Origin of the sequence: Jeotgalibacillus salarius (genome assembly GCF_004405125.1) — a bacterium.
Lineage (GTDB): Bacteria > Bacillota > Bacilli > Bacillales > Jeotgalibacillaceae > Jeotgalibacillus > Jeotgalibacillus salarius.
Window position 1 is genome coordinate 193,867 of sequence record NZ_SORX01000001.1, and the last position, 24,342, is coordinate 218,208.

General features: G+C 39.9%; 21 protein-coding genes. 1 reads left to right on the forward strand and 20 read right to left on the reverse strand.

All coding sequences use genetic code 11. The features are described from left to right. Window positions 1–102: 102 nt before the first annotated feature. The 15 genes from E2626_RS00920 to E2626_RS00990 form a co-directional block, all read right to left on the reverse strand. On the reverse strand, window positions 103–1,404 hold the full coding sequence (locus E2626_RS00920; protein ID WP_134378690.1) for an extracellular solute-binding protein: 1,302 nt from the start codon (window positions 1,402–1,404) through the stop codon (window positions 103–105). Window positions 1,405–1,520: 116 nt separating this feature from the next. Next, the gene (locus tag E2626_RS00925; protein WP_341785725.1) at window positions 1,521–2,306 is read right to left on the reverse strand and encodes a response regulator transcription factor; all 786 of its coding nucleotides are present in this window, start codon (window positions 2,304–2,306) and stop codon (window positions 1,521–1,523) included. Then, window positions 2,290–4,044: a sensor histidine kinase gene (locus E2626_RS00930; RefSeq protein WP_166786678.1), complete on the reverse strand. Its 1,755-nt coding sequence runs from the start codon at window positions 4,042–4,044 to the stop codon at window positions 2,290–2,292. The genes E2626_RS00925 and E2626_RS00930 overlap by 17 nt, the downstream gene beginning before the upstream one ends. 715 nt (window positions 4,045–4,759) lie before the next feature. Further along, window positions 4,760–5,743 (reverse strand): nuclease-related domain-containing protein, encoded by a 984-nt coding sequence (locus E2626_RS00935; RefSeq protein ID WP_134378696.1) that lies wholly within the window; start codon window positions 5,741–5,743, stop codon window positions 4,760–4,762. Window positions 5,744–6,225: 482 nt separating this feature from the next. Then, the gene (locus tag E2626_RS00940) at window positions 6,226–8,427 is read right to left on the reverse strand and encodes a bifunctional diguanylate cyclase/phosphodiesterase (protein WP_134378698.1); all 2,202 of its coding nucleotides are present in this window, start codon (window positions 8,425–8,427) and stop codon (window positions 6,226–6,228) included. 398 nt (window positions 8,428–8,825) lie between these two features. Then, window positions 8,826–10,514, reverse strand: a complete 1,689-nt coding sequence (locus tag E2626_RS00945) for a methyl-accepting chemotaxis protein (RefSeq protein ID WP_134378700.1) — start codon at window positions 10,512–10,514, stop codon at window positions 8,826–8,828. A gap of 387 nt (window positions 10,515–10,901) precedes the next feature. Continuing rightward, on the reverse strand, window positions 10,902–12,590 hold the full coding sequence (locus E2626_RS00950) for a methyl-accepting chemotaxis protein (RefSeq protein ID WP_166786679.1): 1,689 nt from the start codon (window positions 12,588–12,590) through the stop codon (window positions 10,902–10,904). Window positions 12,591–12,730: 140 nt separating this feature from the next. Beyond that, complete coding sequence (locus E2626_RS00955) at window positions 12,731–12,943, reverse strand: hypothetical protein (protein ID WP_134378702.1); 213 nt, start codon at window positions 12,941–12,943, stop codon at window positions 12,731–12,733. 331 nt (window positions 12,944–13,274) lie between these two features. Beyond that, the gene (locus tag E2626_RS00960; RefSeq protein ID WP_134378704.1) at window positions 13,275–13,580 is read right to left on the reverse strand and encodes a hypothetical protein; all 306 of its coding nucleotides are present in this window, start codon (window positions 13,578–13,580) and stop codon (window positions 13,275–13,277) included. 153 nt (window positions 13,581–13,733) lie between these two features. Then, window positions 13,734–14,549 carry a flagellin N-terminal helical domain-containing protein gene (locus tag E2626_RS00965; RefSeq protein WP_424955107.1) on the reverse strand — a complete coding sequence of 272 codons (816 nt, stop codon included), beginning with the start codon at window positions 14,547–14,549 and terminating at the stop codon, window positions 13,734–13,736. A gap of 138 nt (window positions 14,550–14,687) precedes the next feature. Next, window positions 14,688–14,888, reverse strand: a complete 201-nt coding sequence (locus tag E2626_RS00970) for a YjfB family protein (RefSeq protein ID WP_134378706.1) — start codon at window positions 14,886–14,888, stop codon at window positions 14,688–14,690. Between the two features lie 141 nt (window positions 14,889–15,029). Beyond that, on the reverse strand, window positions 15,030–15,377 hold the full coding sequence (fliT, locus tag E2626_RS00975) for a flagellar protein FliT (RefSeq protein ID WP_134378708.1): 348 nt from the start codon (window positions 15,375–15,377) through the stop codon (window positions 15,030–15,032). Next, the gene (fliS, locus tag E2626_RS00980) at window positions 15,374–15,775 is read right to left on the reverse strand and encodes a flagellar export chaperone FliS (protein ID WP_134378710.1); all 402 of its coding nucleotides are present in this window, start codon (window positions 15,773–15,775) and stop codon (window positions 15,374–15,376) included. Before fliS ends, fliT begins: the two co-directional genes overlap by 4 nt. Before the next feature lie 36 nt (window positions 15,776–15,811). Further along, entirely contained in the window at window positions 15,812–17,353 is a 1,542-nt protein-coding gene (locus E2626_RS00985; RefSeq protein ID WP_134378712.1) for a flagellar hook-associated protein 2, read from the reverse strand. 304 nt (window positions 17,354–17,657) lie between these two features. Next, window positions 17,658–18,044, reverse strand: a complete 387-nt coding sequence (locus E2626_RS00990) for a flagellar protein FlaG (RefSeq protein ID WP_166786680.1) — start codon at window positions 18,042–18,044, stop codon at window positions 17,658–17,660. A gap of 550 nt (window positions 18,045–18,594) precedes the next feature. On the opposite strand from E2626_RS00990, the gene pseG reads away from it, so the two are divergent. Next, window positions 18,595–19,662, forward strand: a complete 1,068-nt coding sequence (gene pseG / locus E2626_RS00995; RefSeq protein WP_134378716.1) for a UDP-2,4-diacetamido-2,4,6-trideoxy-beta-L-altropyranose hydrolase — start codon at window positions 18,595–18,597, stop codon at window positions 19,660–19,662. A 50-nt stretch (window positions 19,663–19,712) separates the two neighbouring features. On the opposite strand, the gene pseI is transcribed toward pseG, so the two are convergent. From pseI to pseB, 5 genes are all read right to left on the reverse strand, one after another. After that, window positions 19,713–20,759: a pseudaminic acid synthase gene (gene pseI, locus E2626_RS01000; RefSeq protein ID WP_134378718.1), complete on the reverse strand. Its 1,047-nt coding sequence runs from the start codon at window positions 20,757–20,759 to the stop codon at window positions 19,713–19,715. Next, on the reverse strand, window positions 20,752–21,297 hold the full coding sequence (pseH, locus tag E2626_RS01005; RefSeq protein ID WP_134378720.1) for a UDP-4-amino-4,6-dideoxy-N-acetyl-beta-L-altrosamine N-acetyltransferase: 546 nt from the start codon (window positions 21,295–21,297) through the stop codon (window positions 20,752–20,754). The genes pseI and pseH overlap by 8 nt, the downstream gene beginning before the upstream one ends. A gap of 13 nt (window positions 21,298–21,310) precedes the next feature. Continuing rightward, complete coding sequence (locus E2626_RS01010) at window positions 21,311–22,036, reverse strand: cytidylyltransferase domain-containing protein (RefSeq protein ID WP_134378722.1); 726 nt, start codon at window positions 22,034–22,036, stop codon at window positions 21,311–21,313. A gap of 8 nt (window positions 22,037–22,044) precedes the next feature. Further along, on the reverse strand, window positions 22,045–23,205 hold the full coding sequence (gene pseC, locus E2626_RS01015) for a UDP-4-amino-4,6-dideoxy-N-acetyl-beta-L-altrosamine transaminase (protein WP_134378724.1): 1,161 nt from the start codon (window positions 23,203–23,205) through the stop codon (window positions 22,045–22,047). A 168-nt stretch (window positions 23,206–23,373) separates the two neighbouring features. Next, entirely contained in the window at window positions 23,374–24,342 is a 969-nt protein-coding gene (pseB, locus tag E2626_RS01020) for a UDP-N-acetylglucosamine 4,6-dehydratase (inverting) (RefSeq protein ID WP_134378726.1), read from the reverse strand.

Consider the following 24,342-nt stretch of genomic DNA (forward strand, 5'->3'; position numbering starts at 1 on the left):
TGTACAAATCTCAGCAGAATCCTCAAAATCAGCCATTTTTGCGAAAAAGAAAAGACATACCCATTTGGCGATATGTCTCTTTCTATTGTCAGCGTCAGAAGCTTACTCGGCGGCAAGCGCTTCTTCGTGCTGTTTGACAAAGTCAGCAGGTGTGACTTCGTTTCCGTAAAGTGACTGAATCAGATTCAAGTGTGTTTCAGCAACATTGGCACTCATCTGCACATCCGCAAACAGTGTCAGGTTACTTGCGTTTCCGAGCTCATCCAGTACGTCAATGTACATCTCCGGTAAATCAACTGCACCTGTGTCCACAACAGTTGCCGGGATAACTCCTGCATCCGTTACAGAACGCTCTCCCCACTTTTCAACGAAAAACTTAACAAATTCTTTTGCTTCATCTTTTACCTCAGAGTTTTCAGAAACGAATAATCCTACACCAGGTCCGCCAACCCAGCTGTCGATATCTCCTGCTCCGTCTTCAACTTCAGGGAATTTGAAGAAACCGATGCTATCGCGAAACTCCTGCGGTACGTCTTCATTCGTTGTATAGTTTGGCAGCTCCCATGTACCCATTAAGTACATTGCGGCATTTCCATTCATAAATTCAGATTTTCCTTCTTCATTTGAAAGTCCGTTAAACCCTTTGTTAAATGCGTTTGCATCCACAAGCCACTGAATTTCTTCTGCTGCCTTTTCAAGCGCCGGATCTTCAAATGATTCCTCACGATTGATGGCCTTTGTCAGCACTTCAGGTCCCCCGAAACGGTCAGCCAGATACATGTACCAAAGTGAGCCTGTCCAGCGGTCTTTGTTCCCAAGCGCGATTGGCGGTACACCCGCAGCTTCAAGCGTCTCAACTACTTCTTTAAATTCTTCATATGTCTCTGGCACTTCCACACCGTGCTCTTCAAAAATCGCTTTATTGTAATAAATAGGTGCAATATTCAATTCAAGCGGCAGTCCGTAAGTCTGATCATCAATGGCATATGCCTCCGTCGTGCCTGCTACAAATTGATCCTGCAGACCATCGTCGAGCACATCATCAAGCGGCGCGAATAATTCACCTTCGACAAACGGCTGTAAGTATCCGGCAGCCCACGTTACACCAACATCAGGCAAATCATTTGATGAAGATAAAACTTTAATTTTATTTTTATATTGTTCATTCTCAAGTACTTCTGTTTCCACCGTCACACCCGGATTATTTTCTTCATATTCAGCAATGATATCTGCAGCAATCATATTGTGCTGCTTTGAACTTCCAGTTGGCCAGAGGTGCATGAACTTAACAACTTTTTCACTGTCACCTGCCGTACCGCTTGTTTCTTCACCTGATGAACATCCCCCCATAATCAGTGCAGCAGATAGTGCAGCGGCAGAAAATGTTAACGCTTTCTTTTTCATGTGTTGTGTTCCCCCTTTGTTTGTTTGAAGCTGACTTAAGTGTAGCACCGCATTTTTTTGTCCGGTAGGTCACACTGATTGGGGAAAATTCCACTTTGATTAGATAGAATTTTCTGTTATTTGTGGTTCTTTCTATATTTTCCGGGTGTCAAACCCTCGTACTCTTTAAAAATTTTATTAAAGTATTTTGCCGTTTGATAACCAGCTGTTTCTGCAATTTCAGCAACAGGCATAGTCGTGGTCAAAAGCAGCTGCTTCGCTTTTTGAATTCTCTTTCTCGTGACATATTCACTAAATGTCAGACCTGTCTGATCCTTAAAAATGACACTAAAATAACTCGGGTTCAAATGAATATGCTCCGCTACTTCTTTCAGTGTCATCTGTCTGTTAATATGCCGATCAATAAAATCTTTTCCAGCCTGCACTGGTGAAGTCATTTGCTTCTGATCCTGTTCCAGCTCGGTAAGGGAGTGATCTGCAGCTTTTTGCATAATACCTGCACGTTCCTGCGTAAATTCTTTAGCAAGCGCCTCTTCAACGGACTGAATGAGTTTCTGTTTCTGTACAGGCTTCACCAGGTAATTCAGTACACCGAGCCGGATTGCGGTCTGTGCATATTCGAATTCCGAATGCCCTGAAATAATGAGCGACACAGGCAACTGTCCCATTTTCTGCATTTCTTCAATCAGTTCAAGACCGGTCATCTCCGGCATGCAAATATCTGTCACGACCACATGTACTTTTTCCTTCTGAGCCGTCCTGATCGCTTGCTGTGCCGAAGCAGCTGAGCGGATTTTGTATCTGCCGTCCGCCCAGACTTCGAGCGATTTTGTCAGGACACGCAGCGTTGTTTCTTCATCATCAACAAGTAAAATTGTTTTCTCTTTATCCAAAACGCTCACCCTTATTTTCATAATATGGCAATTCAAAATATGCCATGGTTCCTCTACCTTCCACGCTTTCGATCTGCAGTCCTCCTGTTTCATGCCCTGCGAAATGGAGCAGCAGTCTGTGATGCACATTCGCTAGTGCAACACCATTTCCTTTTTTCGAGGAAATGCCTTCTGACTGCATCGCTTCTGTCACCTGTTGTAAAAGTTTTTTTGACATCCCCGGTCCATCGTCGCTGATCATCACGATGACACGATTAGGCTCAGTCTGTGCAACTTCAATTTTAATTTCACCAGGCTTCACCCTGCTTTCTATACCATGCAAAATTGCATTTTCAACGAGCGGCTGGATCATCAGTTTAGGAATTTGTATATCTTTCGCTGATTCAGGAAGCGTAATGTTCCACGTCAGCCTGTCACCAAAGCGCATTTTCATGACAGACATGTATCGCTCTGCGTGCTCCAGCTCTTCATGAAGCGTAACCCACTCATTCTTTTTCTCTCCGTTTGATATCGTATAGCGGAACAGTTCAGACATCGTCACCACGTGATCTGCCAGCTCACTTTCATCTTTTTCTTCTAAAAGCCAGTACAGTGCATTCAGTGTGTTAAATAAAAAGTGAGGGTTAATCTGCGCCTGAAGCGCTTTCAATTCTGCCCGGTTCTGTATAATTTCTTTTTCATAAACTACTTGAATGAGATGGTTCGTTTGTTCAACCATTTGGTTATACGTTTGATTCAGCTCATTAATCTCAATTGAAGATGAAGCTATTTTATTTTTTTGCAGCTGTCCTTCACGTGCTTTTTTCATTGTTTCAGTCAATTTAAAAATCGGCTTCGTGATCGCGGTTGAGAAACCGAATGACGCCGCACCGAAGATGATTAATCCTAAAAATGCCGACAGCAGTATGATCAGTCCAAGCACGCTTGCACCTGATGCAAGTGCGGTCATCGGTGTTGCAATATAAGTTGTCCAGCCGGTAACATCAGACGTTTCTTTTACCAAAATGTGCTCTTCACCATCAACCATAATGCGTTTTTCATCACTACTTTCAGTTAGAACAGCGGCAAATTCAGTGTTTGTCGTAATAATCCGATTATTTTCGTCAGCAAGCACCTTTACATCGCGGTCTTCTGCCCTATCCCCGTCTGAGAAACTGAAATAATTCGGATCTATTCTGATCACCAGGTAACCCCCGCTCGCAAAGCTGCGGTCCACCAGACTGATGCGCCTGATTGCAAGCAATGAATTCAAATAGTTCGGATCCTGCCCGACCCAAACCTGACGTCCCTTCTCTTCTTCCGCTCTCTCCACCCAAATAGGTGCGATTCTGTCATATAAAAACGTATCGTCTAGCGGGAAAAGACGCTGATTTTCAGCACTGTACATCTCAAAGGACTGAATGCCGTCAGAGTATGCCTGAAATGTATTACCAATCGTCAAAAGCGACTGTCTCTGCTGAAAGGTCGCTTCCTCCCCATCGTACAGCCTCGTTAAAAGCTGCTGCACAGACTGATTTGTCGCTACCTGATTTGTCAAAAGATCGATCTGGCCATACAGCGTATCCGTCTTACCCGAAGCCTGAACAGCCGTCTGCTTCAGCTGACGTTCAGCATTATCCCTTAAAATCTGCCCACCAAAATGATATGTAGATACTGCCACAAACGCCAGCACGATCGTCATCACCAAAAGAAACACGATCAGAATCTGGTTCCGCAGCGTATTATAACGCCTCAAACGATTCAACAAGGCATCCGCCTCCAACCATTTTTTATTTACTGTACCAAAAGTCTCGGAATTGAGGAATAGGAGAGAACTGGAAATTACAGGGTATGCGGAGGTAGGATGCAAGTGATTTGGAGGGTTGTGCATCCGATTCGGCAGGTTGCGCACTCACGGCGGGATCTTGTGCACTCAACCCGGGTGTATCGCGCACTCGCTGGCCGATGTTGTGCACTCAACACACGAAACTGTGCAACCGATGCCCAGCACAGCGAAGCAGCAATTGATGCACTTTGGAAACGGGATCTTGGTTTCTCAAGGGCATGAAGTGGAATAGGTGCTGAACTCAAGTTTGGAGCTTGTGCATCCGTTTTGGCGGGTTGCGCACTCACGGCGGGATCTTGTGCATTCAACCCGGGTGTATCGCGCACTCACTGGCCGATGTTGTGCACTCAACACCCGAAACTGTGCATCCGTCGCTTGGGCACAGCGAAGCCGCACTTGGTGCACTTTGGAAACGGGATCTTAGTTTCTCAAGAGCATGAAGTGGGATGGGTGCTGAACTCAAGTTTGGAGCTTGCGCATCCGTTTTGGCGGGTGGCGTACTCACGGTGGGATCTTGTGCACTCAACCCGGGTGTGTCGTGCACTCACTGACCGATGTTGTGCACTCAACACCCGAAACTGTGCATCGTATGTCCGGGCACAGCGAAGCCGCACTTGGTGCACTTTGGAAACTACGACTATTTATTCTTTAAAGTACTCTCATGAATTGGACTGTGAAACACATAATGATTACCAGCCTGCACCGGTTCGAACCCTAACTTTTTCAGATAATGTATGACCTGTCTTTTGTTAGACATGTTAAGAAACGCTCTGATTTCTTCAGCAGTCGCACTTGGTCCGTGAAGAAGAAAAAAATCTATTATATTCTGATATAACATACCATCACGCCGTTTCATACAACAATCACATCGCCAGCCCCCTCTGATCGATTGAGCGGGGCGATTACATTCTATACAGATAAACCCTTTTATAAAATCTGTATGTCTGATATCAATGTCATTTAAATAACTTCTCCAAAATGGAAAAACATCTTTTTTTAATAGAAACTGATAAATAAATTTTATTTGCGGAGAAGATAAATAGTGTTGAGCGTTCGCATGGAGCATTTTTCTAAAATAGTAAGTAAACTGTTCAATTCGATGAATTTTTTCATAAATCTCTGTTTCAGAATCTTTAACTGAAAATTCAACTCTTTGATTTGTATAAATCACCAGATCATATACAGGTACTTTTATTTTCATCTGTTTTAACAGATGGCTGATGCATTCACTGTGGCGTGAAACCTGAAAAATCGGACAGGTGAAATATTCTTTTTGATTATTTAGCACCCTGGTCAGCGTTCCACCTCTTTGATCAAAATGAAGGTTACCAACCATATTTTTGATTTCACATATTAATATAAAATTGGGCGTAATTATGATGGAGTCGATTTGGAAGGTTTCTTTAAATTGTGATAGGAGAAGGTTTTTAAGCTGTGAGCAATGAGGGGATAACAGCTTAGCTGCAACCTGGTCGAAGTATTGTTCACCGTGGTAGCCGGCATCTTCAATGGAGAGTTTTTGGAGGATTTGTGGATAAGCATGGTGCTGAGGATGCGTTCGCCTTGCCAACGCCTGAAATGTCTGGTGCTTCACAGATGGTAAACGTGTGTTTGAATACAAAGATTCACTCCCTTTCTAAAATTAGATTTATTATATTGATTCCAGTGAAGAAAAGCGAGAACTTTTGATGTCTTAAGGGCATGAAGTGGGTGCCGGAGTGAGTGGATAGGACATCCGATTCGGCGGGTTGCGCACTCACCACTGTATCCTGTGCACTCAATCCGGGTGTGTCGTGCACTCACCAGTCGAAATAGTGCACTCAATACGAAAAACAGTGCAGCCGGTGCCTGGGTACAACGAAGCAGCTCTAGATGTACTTCGGAAACAGGGTCTTGGTTTCTCAAGGGCATGAAGTGGGGTGGGCGGACTACCGAAGTGGGCGGATCGGACATCGGATTCGGCGAGTTGTGCACTCGCTGCGGGATTTTGTGCACTCAACCCGGGTGTGTCGTACACTCGCCAGCCGAAACAGTGCACTCAGCTCGAAAAACGGTGCATCCGACTCCCCCTCTTTAACTGAAAAAAAAGAAACAACCCACAGGTCATTTCCTCGCGTAAAAATATTCACTGTCCGCTTCTTCAAAGTAAGGATAGAGCGGGTTATACGGGTGTTCTTTCAGGTGAAGCTGCAGGTCATTCAGTGTTGAGATCAGTTTGTCCCGGTCTTTTTCTTTTATGAGGAACTCGACGCCGTATTTGTACAGCTGATTTTTTAACTCATCTTTTCTTCTGCACTGGCCGTTGACTTCAAATTGTTTTCCGTTGATTTCAAAGTAGAATTTCATCATGACGTCCTGACGGATTGGCAGCTCCATTTTTCCAGTGAATGACAGGCCGCCTCCACCGATGTCTTCGATCAGAATCGGTGTGTTGCCAATCGCCAGCGGCTTGCCTGAAAGCTGTGTGATGGTCATTGCACCGGTCATTTTGTATGGCAGCTTGACTCTGAAGTAAACCCTTCTGTTTTCTACAGCCTGTGAACCTCCAGCATAGACCGGCTTTAAAATGCGCTTTGCAAACATTTTTCTCATGTTTTCTACAGAGACGGGCTTACTGTAAATGTACCCCTGGATATAATCACAACCGCGTTCCTGCAGCCATCTGAGCGTGTGCGGCTCCTCCACGCCTTCTGCTGTTACCTTTAAATTTAAATCTTTAGCCATTTGAATAATTGCATTCGTAATGGCCATATTTTCCGGTTCTTCCAGCAGGCTGCCGATAAATGTACGGTCAATTTTCAACGTATTGACAGGAAACTCTTTTAGATGAAAAAGGGATGAGAATCCTGTGCCAAAGTCATCAAGTGAAATTTGGCAGCCTTTTTCCTTCAAATGTTCGATCACCTCAGCCACCCTGTCGTAGTTCTCAACAAGTGAAGACTCCGTCAGCTCAAAATGAATGAATGAGGGATCTATATTATATGTACGCATAGGCGCAAACATTTTTTCCAGCGTGTCATACTGAAGAAAGCTTTTAGCAGAACGATTGACGGCAACAGGAACAAGCGGTACTTTTTGACGCCGCCATAAGTCAATGTTACGGCAAACCTCTTCCAGCACCCAGTTATCAATATCAGAAATCAAACCATTATTTTCAGCGATTTTCAGGAATTCATCTGGTGACAGAAGCCCCCAGTCAGGGTGATTCCATCTGATCAGTGCCTCAGCACCAGAAACCATATTCCGCTCAGGATCCACAATTGGCTGAAACTTCAGTTCAAATTGCTTTTCGTTTATCGCTTTAAAAAGATCACGATCAAGCGAAATCCGTTTGTAAGTATCCAGACTAATATCTTCAGTGTGAATCATATAGGAATTCACACCGGATTCAATTGCATAATAAAGCGCTTTATGCACATTTTGCAGAAGTCCTGATGGTGATTTTCCATCCTCCGGAAACGCAGCCGCTCCAACAAACCCTGTAAAATACAGCTCCAGTTTATCAATAATAATTGGATACTGAATCCCGTCAATCAGCTCGCGGCTCTGTGCCACAGCTTCTTCATCGCTCAGCTTATCATTATATACATAAACAAACTCGTTTTTTCTCACATGATAAATACCAGCCTTCTCCTGATTCAACAGTTCAAGAAGCTGAGCCATTTTCTGCACCGCTTTTTTCCCTGTACGCCGCCCGATTAAATCAGACACAAGCGTCATCCGGTCAAGTTTCAGACTGAGAATCGTAAACGGTTTATCCTCTTTCATTTTCAGGCTCAGATCCTTCATCAGTTTTTTCTGATTCGGAAGGCCCGTCAACTCTTCATGTTCAGCATCATATGCATCCTTCAGCTCACGGTTTTTCTCATCCGTGACATCCATTAGCATGCCATAAATGCCGATCAGTTCACCCTGCTCATTCAACTCCGGCACAACCTTATCACTGATCCACCGCAGATCGCCTGACTTATCTCTGATCTGGTACTGACTTCGAACGGGTTTACCAGCTTTGAGATCTTTCTGATTTTCTATGTATAGATGATGGAATTCTTTTAAAATCAAATGCTCCCATTTCAGTTCATCAGCTAAAAAAACATCTGCAGCATAACCTGAGATATTTTCAATACTATTCGTACAGCTGGTCACGAGACCCGTTTGAATATCAATAGCCCAAAGCGCCGTTTTTGCAAAAGCACCAAGCTCATCAATATGCTCTTGATGAATACTAAATGGCTGACCCATTTCAGTTGCAGCTGCCGCTTCTTCAGATTCATCCCCTTTTTTCAAACGGTCAAAAAACCCCATCGCGATACCCCCTTCCTGTACTTATGATCATTATAATCCATTTGTTAGAAAATAGGGAGAATTGTCGTGCGAAAGTTCAGAATTTTTGTGATAAAAGGAGGGGATTGCGTAGACCCGGGTCTGTCCCGGGTCTACACGACGCTCAAACACAGCGAAGCCGCACTGGATACCCTTCGGAAAAAGGATCTTAGTTTCTCAAGGGCATGAAGTGTGTGGGAGGCTGCAACTTCGTATGCACTTACAACATCAGAAACGTGCGATTGCTACGACTTGGCCGGGTGATTGCTACGAGTTCCCAGGTGTATCGCTACGACCTTAATGCGAATCGCTACCACTTCAGCCAAAATAGCGACAACTCACTAAAAAATCCGGAGCCACACCCTGGCTCCGGATCCAAATCAAACATTCAATTTAAACTTCCTAACCTCACCACTCAGCTCTTCAGCAAGCCCTGCCAGTTCATCAGCACTTGCTGAAATCGTCTCCATCGTGCTCAGTGACTGCTCGCTTGAAGCAGCTGTTTCTTCAACACCTGCTGCTGACTCCTCGGAAATAGATGCGATTTCCTGAACGGATGCATTCATTGTCTGACTGCCGCGTGAGATATCTTCCAGATTCTCAGTAATGCGGTCAACCATTTGAATCATTTCATAAATAAAACCATTAATTTCACCAAACTTTTCACCGGTTAATGAAATCTGTTTCGTTCCTTCGTTTACTTCCCCGTATCCTTTTTCGAGTGAATCAACGACTGTACGTGATTCAGTCTGGATACCATTTACAAATCCTGTAATGTCATTAACTGAGTTCGATACCTGTTCAGCAAGTTTCCGCACTTCATCCGCAACTACGGCAAACCCTTTACCCTGTTCGCCGGCACGCGCTGCTTCAATTGCAGCATTTAATGCTAAAAGATTTGTCTGTGCTGCGATGTCACTGATCACATTCACAAGTTTTGAAATTTCATTCGTCTGTTCATCAAGTCCGCGGACTTTGCTCACAGCGTCCGTCATCACCTGATCAATAACCATCATTTGCTGAACGGAAGATTCCATCATTTTAGAACCGCCTTCTGCACTTTCCATGACGTGACGTGAACGGGTAGAGATTTCCTGACTCTGCTGGTTTGTATCCTGAATTTTTACCGCGAATTCATCCATCGTCTCTGAAAGCGCACCTGCATTTGTCGCCTGCGCCTCAGACCCAGAAGCCAGCTCCTGCATCGTTACCGCGATCTGCTCGCTGCCTTCACGCACCTCATTTGCAGATTGCGTCAGTTCTTCGCTTTGCGTGGAAACGTGATCTGTTGCTGCAGCAATTTTACTGAGGATCACTTTCAGGTCATCCTGCATTTTATTTGTAGCTGTAAAGAGCGTTCCGATTTCATCTTTGCGTTTAGATGTAAGCGGTTCGTTGGTCAAATCACCATCTGCTAATAAACCCATGCGGGAAGCCACCCGTTTCAGCGGACCACCGATTGCCTGGCCCATTCCGATGCCGATTCCAATTGCCGCAAGAAGCGCAACTATACCAAATCCATAAATCAGCACACGATTAATCTGATAGGCAGAATTATTTGCTTCTTTCAGCTTTTCAGCTTCTCCCAGTGTATGTTCTTTTAGTTCAGATAAACGGGCTTGTGTATTTGCGAAAACGACTCCCGCTTCCCCTAAACTGGTCACAGCCGTTTCATATTCTCCATCTTCAATCAGCGCAGAAGTTGTTGTTACAGCTTCCGAAAATTGATCCCATTCTGCTTCAAACGCATCTAATAGCTCAAGCGTTCTGTTACCCGGCTGAGTTTGACGCATGTCCACTATAAGCTGATCAATCTGATCAACATTATTCAATGCAATATCTGTTAACTCCGGATCATTACCAATCACCGATGTTAAAATTTGTACAGTTGTGTTCTCAGTCAATCTTCCTACTTCCACCAAAATTGATACCGGAATAAGACGATGATCATACAAGTCATTACTATTATTGTTTACTTCACGCATCGACAATAGACTGACAGCCGCTAACCCCACTAATAATGCGGCTATAATAAGATACGAGACAATTAATTTCCCCTTGATTTTCAACCCAAGACCCCCTGATTTTTATCTTTCTGAGTTAATTATCGGGAGAAAAATCCTTCAATTAATAGGAGAAGGAAAATTTTATCTTAGCTTCAATAAAATAGTTTTATATTTTGTCACATTTAGGGTGGAGGGGTATGTTTAAATGTATACTCATTAATAGCAGACGGGTCTACGTGTAAGGTGATTTCTTGTACAGTTATGACATTCAAAACACGTAATCGCTACCGGACACGCGGACGATTGCTACAAGCTCACGGGTGAATCGCTACGACCTGCACACGAATCGCTACCACTCCCGCCAGAACAGCCACAACTCACGTAGAAGCGGGTCTGTCCCGGGTCTACGCCATCAAAAAATCCGAAGCCACATCCTGGCCCGGATCCAAATTATACATTCAATTTAAATTTCCTAACCTCACCACTCAGCTCTTCAGCAAGCCCAGCAAGTTCATCTGCACTCGCCGAAATCGTCTCCATGGTGCTTAGTGACTGCTCGCTTGATGCGGCTGTTTCTTCAACACCTGCTGCTGATTCCTGTGAAATGGATGCGATTTCCTGGACTGATGCATTCATCGTCTGGCTGTCCTGTGAAATATCCTGAAGGTTGCCGGTAATTTGATCGACCATTTTGATCATATCCCTGATCGAACCATTGATTTCATTGAAACGTTCACCTGTTACTGCAATCTGTCTTGTGCCTTCATTGACTTCTTCATACCCCTGTTCGAGGGAGCCAACGACGCTGCGTGATTCAGTCTGGATCCCATTTACAAAACCGGTGATGTCATTGACGGAATTCGCGACCTGTTCAGCAAGCTTCCTCACTTCATCCGCAACCACTGCAAATCCCTTACCCTGCTCACCGGCACGCGCTGCTTCAATTGCTGCATTTAACGCTAAAAGGTTTGTCTGCTCGGCAATTTCGCGGATCACGCCGACAAGTTTTGTGATCTCATTCGTTTGCTCATCAAGTCCACGCACTTTACCTACCGCTTCAGTCATCACCTGATCAATGACCATCATTTGCTGGATTGAGGATTCCATCATCTGAGACCCTTCCTCAGCACTATTCATCACATCGCGAGACCGCGTTGAAATGTCTTGACTCTGCTGATTCGTTTCCTGAATCTTCACGGCAAAACCATCCATCGTTTCTGAAAGCGCACCTGCATTTGTTGCTTGCGCTTCTGATCCTGACGCCAACTCCTGCATCGTCACCGCAATCTGCTCACTGCCTTCACGCACTTCATTCGCAGACTGCGTCAGTTCTTCACTCTGCGCGGAAACGTGATCCGTAGCTACTGCAATTTTACTCACAACAGCCTTTAGATCATCCTGCATTTTATTCGTTGCCGCAACAAGCGTACCAATTTCGTCCTTACGTTTAGACACAAGCAGTTCGCGTGTCAAATCACCGTCAGACACTCTTTCCATGCGTGAAGCCACGCGCTTCAATGGACCGCCGATTGCCTGCCCCATCGTGACCCCAATCGCAACTGCCGCGATCAGAGCGATGGCGCTGATCACCAAAATCAAAGTACGGCTCGTGTTAAATGTGGACTCGTTCTGATTATTCAATTCATCCGCCATCTCCACTGCGCGTGCTTTTAGATTCGCAAGATCTCCCTGCGCCATCGCAAAAAGCGTACCTGAAGCACCAATTCCACCGGCTGCCTCATCATAATCATTTGCTTGAATCTGCTCAATATTTGTTTGAAGTGATTGCTTATAAACAGCCCAATTCTCCTCAAAACTCGTCATATATTCGCTACTCTGCGCACCGGGGTTAGTCGACTGAAATTCTTCAATCAGCCTGTCCACCTCATCAATATTATTTAGAGCTGAATCTGTCAGTCTCGGACTCTGCTGAATGACAGCGCTCGTCATCTGCACACGCGTATTTTCAGACAGTCTCGTCATTTCAGACACGATATCAAGCGCGCGGACACGCTCTTCGTACATCCGTTTCCCATTATCATTCACATTTCCCACTGCCATCACACTGGCAAATCCAAGCACAAGAAGCATTCCAGCTATTATTAGATAAGAAACAATCAGTTTTCCTTTGATCTTCAAAGCCTTAACCTCCATCAAACGTTGTGTATGTATATTTTTATTATGGGGTATAAAGGCTTATTTGTGAATAGATATTGGTAATAAAGTTGTGTGAAAAAGTAGAAGTGGGTCTGTCTCGGGTCTACTCGGCGACTGTCATATCATGCCCAGCGAAAGTCATGTTCCCGCCCCTGATGGTATGATACACCCGGGTTGACTGCAGTATAAGCGGCGGCAACCGTCCTGACACCGCCTGCGATAGTTCTATCCGCCATCTCGGTTGCAGTACAGGCCGCTCTTGATGCTTTTAAGACATTAAAAGACTGTTTCTTAAATGCATTCAGAGCATCCAATTCCCGAAACAGTGCACTCATAAGCTAATATTGTTCATCCACCACTGAATCTAAGAGTTCTACACTAGTAAGCAAAAGAGAAAACACCCCACCACCGGCAGAGTGCTTACTTCTTATTATCATAAAACGCGCCATCCATCCCGCGCTGGGTGCTGTATTATTCTTAGTAAATTAACGATTAGCATAGTGACTTATGTTAATCTAAAAAGCCATTCCAATCAATATAGAACAGCCCACTCATTTGTAAAAGTTTCGATTAAATAGATTTCATTTGATTTGATGTTAATAAATTTGTGGAGTAACTAAATGAAAAATTCAGTGGTCTGATTGAGGTTTTTATTTTTAGAGAGAATTACTGTTGTTTTTTCAAATGATAAACTTCCCTTTCAAGGTTTGCTACCTTACTGATCACAAACGTCAGGTCCTCCTCAGTCTTACGGGTCTGTTCAATCTTCTGAGAAGTCATCATCTCAAACTGTCCCCCAATACCATCAAGCCTGTTGTCGATGAATTCAAGACGTTGATTGGTCTGACTCATATGCGTATTCATTTCCTTCGTATCAAGTTCCACATTTTCAAGGCGATTTTGCATCGCATCAAGGCGTATCATAATGTCTGCTTTCATCTCAACAAGAAAACCCATGACTTTATGATCCATCTTATTCACCTCCCTTTTTAGTTATTATAATCTTATATTACGCATGATTCAAACTAAATAATAGACTATAATAATAGATTGTTAATCTACAAAAAAACTGTCAAACCAATTCAAAACTCAATGGTTAGACAGATTCTATAATTGGTCCACTCTCTATGGCTGCAACAATCTCAACACAAACTGTGACTGCTGATTGGCTTGAGCGATCATTGCCAATGCGACCTGCGATAGCAGGGAGCGTTTGGTCATTTCCATCATTTCTTTTGCCATGTCAACATCTCGTATTCGTGACTCTGCAGAGGTGAGGTTCAGTGAAGAGTTTGTTAAATTTGAAATGGTATGACCTAATCTATTTTGATAGGAACCCATGCGAGAACGTTCAGATGAAACTTTGCTCAGTGCTTGATCCAATTGATTAATTGCATCCGTGGCATTGTCATGAGAAGTCAGATCAATTGCATCTACTCCTAAAGCATTAGTCCGCATATCTTGAAATGAAATATTCATTTGCTGCCCTTGATTTGCACCAATTTGTAACGATACGCTAGTACTTGATCCATTCAGCAATTTTTTTGTATTAAATTCAGTTGAATTTCCTATACGATCGATCTCTGCAGCTAATTGATACATTTCGCTTTGCATCGCTTCTCGATCGCTTACTATATACGTGTCATTAGATGCTTGAACAGCTAGCTCTCTCATCCTTTGAATAATCGCATGTGTTTCATTCAATCCACCTTCAGCGGTCTGAATCATAGAAATGCCATCCTGTGCGTTTCTAGACGCCTGGTCCAACCCACGAATTTGAGCACGCATCTTTTCAGATATAGCAAGTCCTGCTGGATCATCTCCGGCTCGATTAATTCGAAGACCAGTCGATAACTTTTCAATCGACTGATCTAATAGCATCGACTGCATAGAAAAATGACGATGTGCAACCATACCACTCGAATAAAAATTCAACATCACTCTTACACCCCCCCACCCTCAATTTTCTCATTGTAACGTGATTAATTAAATATTATTACTTCTCATCGCTAACTTTACTACCGCACATCATGTTACAGCTGTTACTGAAGTCAAATACTACAAATCTAGAGGCTATTCTTACAATTTTATATCGATCGAACCACCTAGATGTGGTTGTGCTGCCTGTTGAATCGCCGTTGCGCTTGATGAACTCAGTAATTTCTGTAATCCCTCTGCCTGCTGATCCATATTCCCCATACTCTTTTTCATTAAAGCAACTGATGCTCCCTGCTGCAGTTGCCCCTGACTCATCGCCATAGACAATAAAGCAATATCCATCTTTTATTCTCCTTTCTACTAAATCACAATTTAATATATGAATTAAAAATTCTTGAGTAATACTTTCTTCAAAATCATTCAAAAAAATCTGTTCAAACGATTTAATTCCGCTGAACAGATCCTTTACCACATATGTCTTTACTATTTTCGTTTGTCATAAAAAGTACCATCACGGTTTACCTGATCATACGGGTCAATATATTTTTTTACGTTTGTTTTCTTCGCACGCAGCCCATGAATGTTGTCTTGAATGACCGCTCGATTTTTAACTAAACCTTCTTCTATCTTATTGTTAATTTGCATAATTTGATTTGACATTTCACGTTCTTCTGTCGTAAAAGGTTCTTTAATCAAAGGCAATATCTTTTCACGTTCATCTAATAATTGATTTACTTCACTTGTCCAATCGTCACGTGTTTCCTCTGACCCATCAAGTATGATGTTATAAATAGACTTTGTGATGTTCAGACATTTTTCTACCACGCTCATGCTTGGTTTCCTGCACCAAATTGTTTTTGTCGTTGGGTCTGTATAACAGTCTTCCATGTATCACGAAGCTGAGTAACCAAATCTTCAACTTCATCTAGGATAACCACATCATTCTTTACGTTCGCTTCAGTTAATCTGTTATTAATATAGTCATACATTACCATCAAGTCTTTAGAGACGGCAATATCCATATTCAACGTCACCATGAATTCTCGAATAATATTATGAGCTTTTTGAATGAATTCGTTTCTTTTTTCAATATTACGATCATCAATAGCAACTTTTGCTTGATTGATAAATTTGATACAACCGTTATAGAGCATAAGAGTTAACTCTCCAGGACTTTTTGTTGTAACACTATTTTGTTGATAGGCAGCGTAGGGATTTTTTACAGCCATTTAAACACTCCTTAATTATGTTAATACTTTCTTACTTTACATTTGTTGCCCGCCACCAAAAGCATTCATAAGATATGTTGATTGCTGGTTTGCTTTTTGAATGGCAGCTTCCATAGCAGCAAACTGCTGATGATAACGGTTTTCCATCATATTTAAACGATCTTCAAATCGCTCGATCTGGTCGTCCTTATTCGAGATGCCCCGTCCAAGTGTAAACGTATTTCCAACACTTGTATCTCTCCCTGCACGTTCAATAATTTGCTCTCTCGTTGTTGATATTGTTTCTCTCAGTCTTCTTCCAAGCCCTTTTTCTTCAGGATTGTCGCTATCATTGGCAAATAACTCATAAATCCCATTAGGGTCTGTAGTAATGGCAGTTCTAAGTTTTGCTTCATCGATAACTAGTTTGCCATTTTCACGATAATCTTTCGAAGTGGTTATTCCGAATTCAGCTAGACGATTGGCCCCTGCTAGCCCTCCTACCATGCTACCCAAATCCCGTCTCATTGTATCTAAAGCTCTATTTAAAGTAGAATCTCCACGGAGTGTGCCGCTCATCGCTTTTTCATCCCATAACTCTGCTTCTTTTTCAGTTAGTTCGGATCGCTGTTCGTCTGTTAAAGGAGGGAAATCACGATACTTGGTTTCCGACGTTTTTCCTTTTATTTCTGCAATTAACTTATTGTATTCATCCGTAAATTTGACGATGGATTCTAAAATATTCTCTGTATTTGGAGAAGAGCTAAATTTCACATCACCATTTGTTTCATCGTTAACTGTAAACTCGAAACCATTAATTCGAAATGTGTTAGAAGAACGTTCGGTTTCTAAACCATTATAAGTGAACTTTGCATTTTTGCCGATTGAACCATTACTATTAGCTGGATCTGCAAGATTTGCGGCAGTTACGTTATCCTCATCGAGTTTTAACGTGTTTGTAAAGAAGTCACCGATAAGGTTGATCTCTGCAACATCATTACCGTTCGCATCAACAGCGTCACCAGTATGTTTAGCAGACATTGACACTTTCCCAGTAAAAGAATCAAAGAACATGTCAACTGTACCTGTTTTGTTAATTTTCGAAATGAGCGTATTCATTGTTTCTTCAGCAGGATTATAATCGATCGTTTGAGGTTCCCCGAGTGTTCCGTCGGCTTGAATTGCTTGAATTGTGATTGATTTATCTCCATTGGCTTCATGATCATAGTTAGGATCAAGCTTAGCATTTGGATCAACACCTGCTAATTCACTTTTACTTCTCATACTCGCAGCTTCAGCAACTTGTGTTACATCGATTGATCCACTCACATCACTAGTTGCTGACACACTCTTAATCGACAAGGCACTAGAACTACTGGAAATCGTTTTTTGTGAATACGTAGAAGGTCTCAAAATCGTGTCAAACGTTAGGTTACTAAAATCATTCATTTTACGATTTAGATCACGGTAATCATCTCTTTGATATTCCATATATTGTTTTTGTTGAACAATTTTATCGAGTGGAATCCGATGCGCTGCCATCATCTCTTTGATCATCGAATCTGTATCCATCCCACTTGCTAATCCACCAATTCTCATTTAGATCACATCCAATATAGTTTATTTATGAACATTACATAGAAAATTTTCTTTATTATATATGTTTTTCTGGCCGTCAGTTTACAAAAAGTTAATTTCTACCTACTGTTACCAAACTTAACCTCTTTAAATATATATCGGCATGTTAGTAATAAAGTTAAATTATTGCATGTGAAACACCTAATAAGTTGTGAAATTTGATAGTTGTTAATAATTCCATGTTATTATCTTGTGAAGAATCACTCATAAAAAATACAGCCCACCAACACGGCTTTAGAAAGAACCGTAATGAAGGACTGATCCATTAAATTTTTTTATCTACCATCAATCCCATATAATCTACCATTTTAGAAACCATATCCAGAAAGTCTTCAGAAGGAATTTCACGTATGACCTCATCTGTTTGTTGATCCACAACCCTGATCATCATACGTTCTGTACCTTCATGCACACTGAACTTCACAGAGGTATAATTCACTTCAAATAACTTATTCGTTTGATCCACCTTACGTTGAATTTCCTGTGCCGTTTCCAAACCATTGTTATTCAGTTTTCCTCTTTCAATTGCCTCACCTACTTGGTCCACACGACCCTCTTTAATCCCTGGTGCTTTAAACGGTTCTCTTTCCTGCACAATTTTGTTCAACAATTCTGGATTAATCGAAGCATTAGATGCCACTTGAATTTTCATACCCATCCCTCACTTCACATATTTCCCTTTATATCGGCTTTCAGTAGAGGTTCTGAATAATAGGAATAGATAAATTTTTAGTAATGCGATGTTATAAAAGTAGAATGCTACTTTTTAATATCCAAATAATATAAAAATTACAATCAACGTGGCAATGTATGAATTAAAATACTTATATATCAAATAGTAGCTATGGATGTTCAAGGATATTGTCGGTTAATCTTTTTTATAATTTTAATATTAAATTTCCAATTCCTAGTAGATTTCGAATTATCAATTAAACAGTTCTTTTTATTAAGTGTAGTCGTAAAGTGTATTCTACTAATACTTAGAGAATTTTAACCTACCAAACATGAACAAGTTAAGCTCTTTTTTTTTGCAGTTGTAAATATTAAGAAATTTATATTTACATACTTGTGGAAAAACATATCCTCATTCTAATTATATTTAATTATTAAAAACAATGTACTGTATAATAAGAAATGATTTAGATATTAAATAGTATAAACACAGAAATAAAATAAATTTTTATAGAAATAGGTGTACATACATGAACATATGTTTCCGCGTTGATGCATCCACTAATATAGGTACAGGTCATATAATGCGTTGTCTAACCTTTGCTGAAGAACTAAGGGAAAGTGGTCATACAATATATTTTGTTTGCAGATTGCATCATGGGAATTTAAGTCATCTAATTGCAGAAAAAGGTTTCTTTATTTACACGCTTAAAAATTATGAAAAAAAATATATATCCCCTAATCAAATCAAACATGGATCATGGTTAGGTACTTCAATCGAACAAGACGCACTAGAAACGAAGAAAGTATTGCTCTCCTGTGAAGTACAATTTGATTGGATGATAATAGATCATTATGCAATCGATAAATCTTGGGAGCAAAAAATAAAAGAACTTGTCCCGAATATTTTGGTTATAGATGACCTTGCGGATCGTGAGCATGTGTGTGACATATTATTAGATCAAAATTATTATTCTAATGCTTACGAACGTTATTATGGTCTAATTCCTAAAAATTGTAAATTATTATTAGGGCCAGAATATGCACTACTAAGAGAAGAGTTTATTAAACTTCATGAATCAACTAAGTTAAACAGTAAACATAAAACTGTTTTAATTTTTTATGGTGGTAGTGATCCTACAAATGATACTATAAAAGCTATAAACGCAATAGAGAGTTTTGATCTTACTGTACACGTTGTAGTAGGTCCTACTAATCAAAATAAAGAAAAGATTGAAGAATTATGCATTAATAAAAACATGACTTTTCATTATAATATAAATTACATGGCAAAGTTAATGCTTCTAGCTGACTTTGCCATATGCGCCGGTGGCAGTACAACATGGGAAAGATATTGCCTTGGAACCCCTGCCGTTTTAACGGCGGTTGCATACAACCAAATTGAGCTCTGTGAAAATGTTCATGAATTGGGAATCGATCAGTACATTGGTGTACATGATTCTATATCATCAGATAGTATTAAAACAGCAGTAGAATCTTTTTTAAATATAAACGACATTACTAAATTAAGTGATAAAGCTAGAAAAATAGTAGATGGTAATGGAAAAAAAAGAGTTTCAAAATACTTATCTCTATAAAAAACACCCGATGAGTAATGATACTTTATTCATCGGGTGATTGATTGAAACTATAAAAATTTAATAGGATCCCCAAAGTTAAAATCTTTCTCTGCTTCTTTACCCAATAGATTTTTGTAGTATTTAGGCTTCATTCCAAATCCTGGTCGAACTACACGAATATTCTCGGGAGTATATCTATCACCCTTTTTGATATCTTTTGCAGCGTATATCGAACGTCTAAATTGCAATGAGTTCTCTTCAGCTTTTGTAGGACCGTATTTCACAGTACCTAGTGACTTCCAAGCTCTTTCGGTTTCTTCTACAAGCGCCTTCATCTCACCTGGTTCCATAGAAAACGCAGCATCTACTCCTCCTTCAGAACGGTCAATCACAAAATGTTTCTCAATAACAGTTGCTCCTAATGCGACACTTGCTACAGACACACCAGTTCCCATTGTATGATCCGATAAACCAACATGACAATTAAATAATTCTCTCATATGAGGAATTGTAGAAATATTAGTATTCTCTGGGGTAGCAGGATAAGTACTTGTACATTTTAAAAGAACGATGTCATTACAACCAGCCCCTCTTGCTGCACGAACAGTCTCATCAAGCTCTGCTACAGATGCCATACCTGTAGAAATAATCATAGGTTTACCTGTTGATGCTACTTTTTCAATTAATGGTATATCGTTATTTTCGAAGGATGCTATCTTATAAAATGGTACATCTAAATCCTCTAGAAAATCAACTGCCGTTTCATCAAAAGGTGTACTAAAGGGAATTAGTCCAAGCTCTTTTGCACGTGTAAATATGGGCTCATGCCACTCCCAAGGGGTATAGGCTTTACTATATAATTCATACAAAGACTCACCATTCCACAAACTATTGGGATCTTTTATTACAAAATCTCCACTTTTCACTTTCAAGGTTAAAGTATCTGCGGTATAAGTTTGTATCTTTAAAGAATCTGCACCTGTTCTAGCAACAGCCTCGACAATCTCTAATGCTCTGTCTAGTGATTGGTTATGATTACCAGACATTTCTGCAATTATAAATGGTTTATGTCCTGGGCCAATTAAACAATCAGCAATACGTATATCTTTATCCATTTGTAAAAGCCTCCAATAATACTTGCTTATTATATTTCCAATTTTTTTTGAACTGGGCAAATAAATAAACATCTATTAACTTATCTTCTCTTAAAATATGCTGAAACAATAACCCTTCTTGTTTAAAACCAATTTTATTATGATACTTAAGAGATATATCATTAATACTCAACACTTGGGCAGATAATTTTCTAATATTTAATTCATCAAATATATAATTTAAGGCGTGGTAAGCTAATAAGGAACCCAATCCTTTTTTGTACCTATCACCAATATAGAATCCCCATTCTGCAGTTTGATGATAAGTATTAATTTTATTAATCTGAACTATACCTCTTGGTTTTTTATCCTCAATAAATATTTTAATTTCACTGTTTTCATCAGAATCCAAATAATCAAACCACTTTATATGTGAATTCCACTCAATTTCTTCATTATTAAACATCAGTTGACGAATTTCAGGACTATTTCTCCATGTATAAATTAATTGTAAATCCTCTTCTGTAACGGAGCGTAAGTAACTATTGAATTCAAGCATTATAACTACACCCTTAATTTTTCTTTTGATTTATATCTGAATTTATTTGTTTCCAATCTTTATTTCTTTTTAAAAGTTCCATAACATCACCGTTAGTAAAATTATTGTTTTTTACATATAATGTTGAAATTATTTTCTCTATTAATATGAAATCCTCAATTGTATCGACCGTTAGCCTATAGTGACTGTTATCGGTCTCACCTAACATTTGTTCTATATTGAATGAAGATTGATTTTGGTAAATGTATGGTGTAACATGTTCTCTTTCAAAATTGGATTTACCATTTAAATAAGCAGACTCTAAAGTTTCAAAAGAAAAAACCTCTGTATCGTAACCTCTGGGATATGTTCGTTTTAGAGTATTTGATACATAGTCACACTTATTATTTATAAACTGTTCGATGATATTATCAATTATATTAGGGTCAATAATAGGGCAATCAGAAGTTAGTCGCACAACGATATCAGCTTTAAATTCTCTGGCTGCTTCATAATAACGTGAGAGCACATCGTCTTCTGACCCTCTATAAAGAGCTATAGAAAGTTTTTCGCATAAATCTACTATTGGCTGCTCAGAATCTCTTGTAGTTGTCGCAATCACAATTTCATCAATTAGCATGGTCCGTTTAACTCTTTCTAACTGATATTCTAACAAAGACTTATCTAACACCCTTTTCATTACTTTTGCTGGAAGTCTACTAGATCCCATACGAGCTTGAATAATCGCTACAACTTTCACTTCTCCACCTACTTCACTTTATGTTCATTAATTATTGCTTTCACTGTATCAGCTACATACTGAATATCGACATCAGTCATTTCGGGAAATAACGGTAGAGTAAGAATACGATCGTATAATTTTTCAGCATGTGGATAATCACCTTTTTGATGACCAAACTCCTGATAATATGGCTGTAAATGTACTGGAATATAATGAACGTTCACACCTATCCTAGCTTTTCTTAATTTTATAAAAAACTGTTTTCGGTCAATAGTTAATAACTCTTCTTTTAATTTGATTACATATAAATGCCAACTAGAGTTACCATCTGGATGCTGAAAAGGGGTTATTAATTCTTTCAAAGAACTAAACTCGTTATTATACTGCTTAACAATATCCCTACGTCTTTCAATAAACTGATCTAATTTCACAATTTGACTAGTGCCTAATGCAGCTTGTATATCAGTCATTCGATAATTATATCCAAGATACTGCATTTCATAATACCATGGGCCTTCACTTTTATTTAACAAGGATCTATCTCGTGTAATTCCATGTGAACGAAACTGAATTAACTTTTCATATAGAACCTTATTATTTGTAGTAATAATTCCACCTTCGCCCGTGGTAATATGTTTTACAGGATGAAAGCTGAACATTGTCATATCCGCGATAGAACCAACTTTTGAATCATTATAAGTAGCACCTATTGCGTGAGCGGCATCTTCTATAACTAATAAATTATTTTCTTTTGCAATTTTCATGATTTCATTCATGTTCACTGGTTGCCCTGTAAAATCTACGGGAATTATCGCTTTGGTCTTTTTAGTGATTCTTTTCCTAACCTCGTGAGGATCTATATTGTAAGTTTCTGGATCAATATCAGCAAATATTGGCTTCCCACCTTGGTATAGAACACAATTAGCACTAGCAACAAAAGTCATTGGTGTTGTTATTACTTCATCACCATTCCCAATTCCTGCTGCAAAACAAGCACCATGTAACGCAGCTGTTCCATTGGAAAATGCTACTGCGTATTTTGCTTCTACATAATCTGCAACTTTTTTTTCAAAGATCTCCACCGTTGGTCCTGTAGTTAAATAATCACTTTTTAATACCTCTATAACTGCTTCTATGTCATCTTCATCAATTGATTGTCGTCCGTATGGAATAAAAGGATGTTTCATCTTATTGACTCACTCACCTTTACTACTTTTAAATAAATTACGCAACCCCTCTAAATATTACTATTCTTCATTAAATACCACTCGGAACCAAAGCCAATCTTATAGAGTAATTTTTTAAACACTCGTTTGAGATAAACTTTGCTAAAATAAAAAAATGTAGCTCAATAGCTACATTTCTTCAATTAGTGTGCGTAATTCTTCCACTGTAAGCCACTGAGTGTTATTGTCACTTGTATATTTAAAACCATTTTCAAGTCTTCTTCCATCAGTTGCGTGATCATTAGTCCACCATGGGAATTCTGGTTGAATAATATAGTAATTATCAAATTCAATTGTTTGTCTAGCATCATCTTCAGTAATCATTGCCTCATGGAGTTTCTCCCCAGGGCGAATCCCTATTATTTCAATTTTACATTCTGGAGCGATTGCATTCGCTAAGTCAGTCATCTTCATACTAGGAATTTTAGGGATAAATATTTCTCCACCCTTCATTAAACTTAGTTTATCTATAACAAATTGTACACCTTTATCTAAGGTAATCCAGAAACGAGTCATTCTCTCATCAGTAATTGGTAGAGTACCTGTTGAACGAACCTTCTTAAAGAAAGGAACCACACTCCCTCTACTACCAACTACATTACCATAGCGTACTACAGCGAACTTTGTTTTTTTCTCACCTACGTATGAATTTGCAGCAACAAATAATTTATCAGATGCAAGTTTTGTTGCACCATATAAATTTACAGGGTTCGCTGCTTTATCAGTGCTTAGAGCAATAACTTTTTCAACACCACAATCAATGGCAGCGTCAATTACATTCTGCGCGCCATAAACATTTGTTTTCACTGCCTCAAATGGGTTATATTCACATGCCCCAACATGTTTCATAGCAGCCGCATGTATTACAATATCGACTCCTGCAAATGCACGATACAATCGTTCCTTATCTCTTACATCTCCAATGAAGAATCGTACTCTTTCATCTGTAAACTCTTGAGCCATTTCATATTGCTTTAGTTCATCACGGCTAAATATAATAATTTTTTTCACATTATATTGTAGTGCTCGTTTTACAAACATTTTTCCGAATGAGCCTGTTCCACCAGTCACCAGAATACTTTTACCTGAAAGATCCAT

Coding starts and splice junctions, on each gene's coding strand:
- pseB (WP_134378726.1), bottom strand. CDS start 24,342: ATGGATCTTTCAGGTAAAAGTATTCTGGTGACTGGTGGAACAGGCTCA.
- pseC (WP_134378724.1), bottom strand. CDS start 23,205: ATGAAACATCCTTTTATTCCATACGGACGACAATCAATTGATGAAGAT.
- fliT (WP_134378708.1), bottom strand. CDS start 15,377: ATGAGCGTGGTAGAAAAATGTCTGAACATCACAAAGTCTATTTATAAC.
- pseH (WP_134378720.1), bottom strand. CDS start 21,297: ATGCTTGAATTCAATAGTTACTTACGCTCCGTTACAGAAGAGGATTTA.
- fliS (WP_134378710.1), bottom strand. CDS start 15,775: ATGGCTGTAAAAAATCCCTACGCTGCCTATCAACAAAATAGTGTTACA.
- E2626_RS00920 (WP_134378690.1), bottom strand. CDS start 1,404: ATGAAAAAGAAAGCGTTAACATTTTCTGCCGCTGCACTATCTGCTGCA.
- E2626_RS00990 (WP_166786680.1), bottom strand. CDS start 18,044: ATGAAAATTCAAGTGGCATCTAATGCTTCGATTAATCCAGAATTGTTG.
- E2626_RS00970 (WP_134378706.1), bottom strand. CDS start 14,888: ATGGATATTGCTTTATTGTCTATGGCGATGAGTCAGGGGCAACTGCAG.
- E2626_RS00940 (WP_134378698.1), bottom strand. CDS start 8,427: ATGGGGTTTTTTGACCGTTTGAAAAAAGGGGATGAATCTGAAGAAGCG.
- E2626_RS00985 (WP_134378712.1), bottom strand. CDS start 17,353: ATGAGAATTGGTGGATTAGCAAGTGGGATGGATACAGATTCGATGATC.
- pseI (WP_134378718.1), bottom strand. CDS start 20,759: ATGGATAAAGATATACGTATTGCTGATTGTTTAATTGGCCCAGGACAT.
- E2626_RS00955 (WP_134378702.1), bottom strand. CDS start 12,943: ATGAGTGCACTGTTTCGGGAATTGGATGCTCTGAATGCATTTAAGAAA.
- pseG (WP_134378716.1), top strand. CDS start 18,595: ATGAACATATGTTTCCGCGTTGATGCATCCACTAATATAGGTACAGGT.
- E2626_RS00960 (WP_134378704.1), bottom strand. CDS start 13,580: ATGGATCATAAAGTCATGGGTTTTCTTGTTGAGATGAAAGCAGACATT.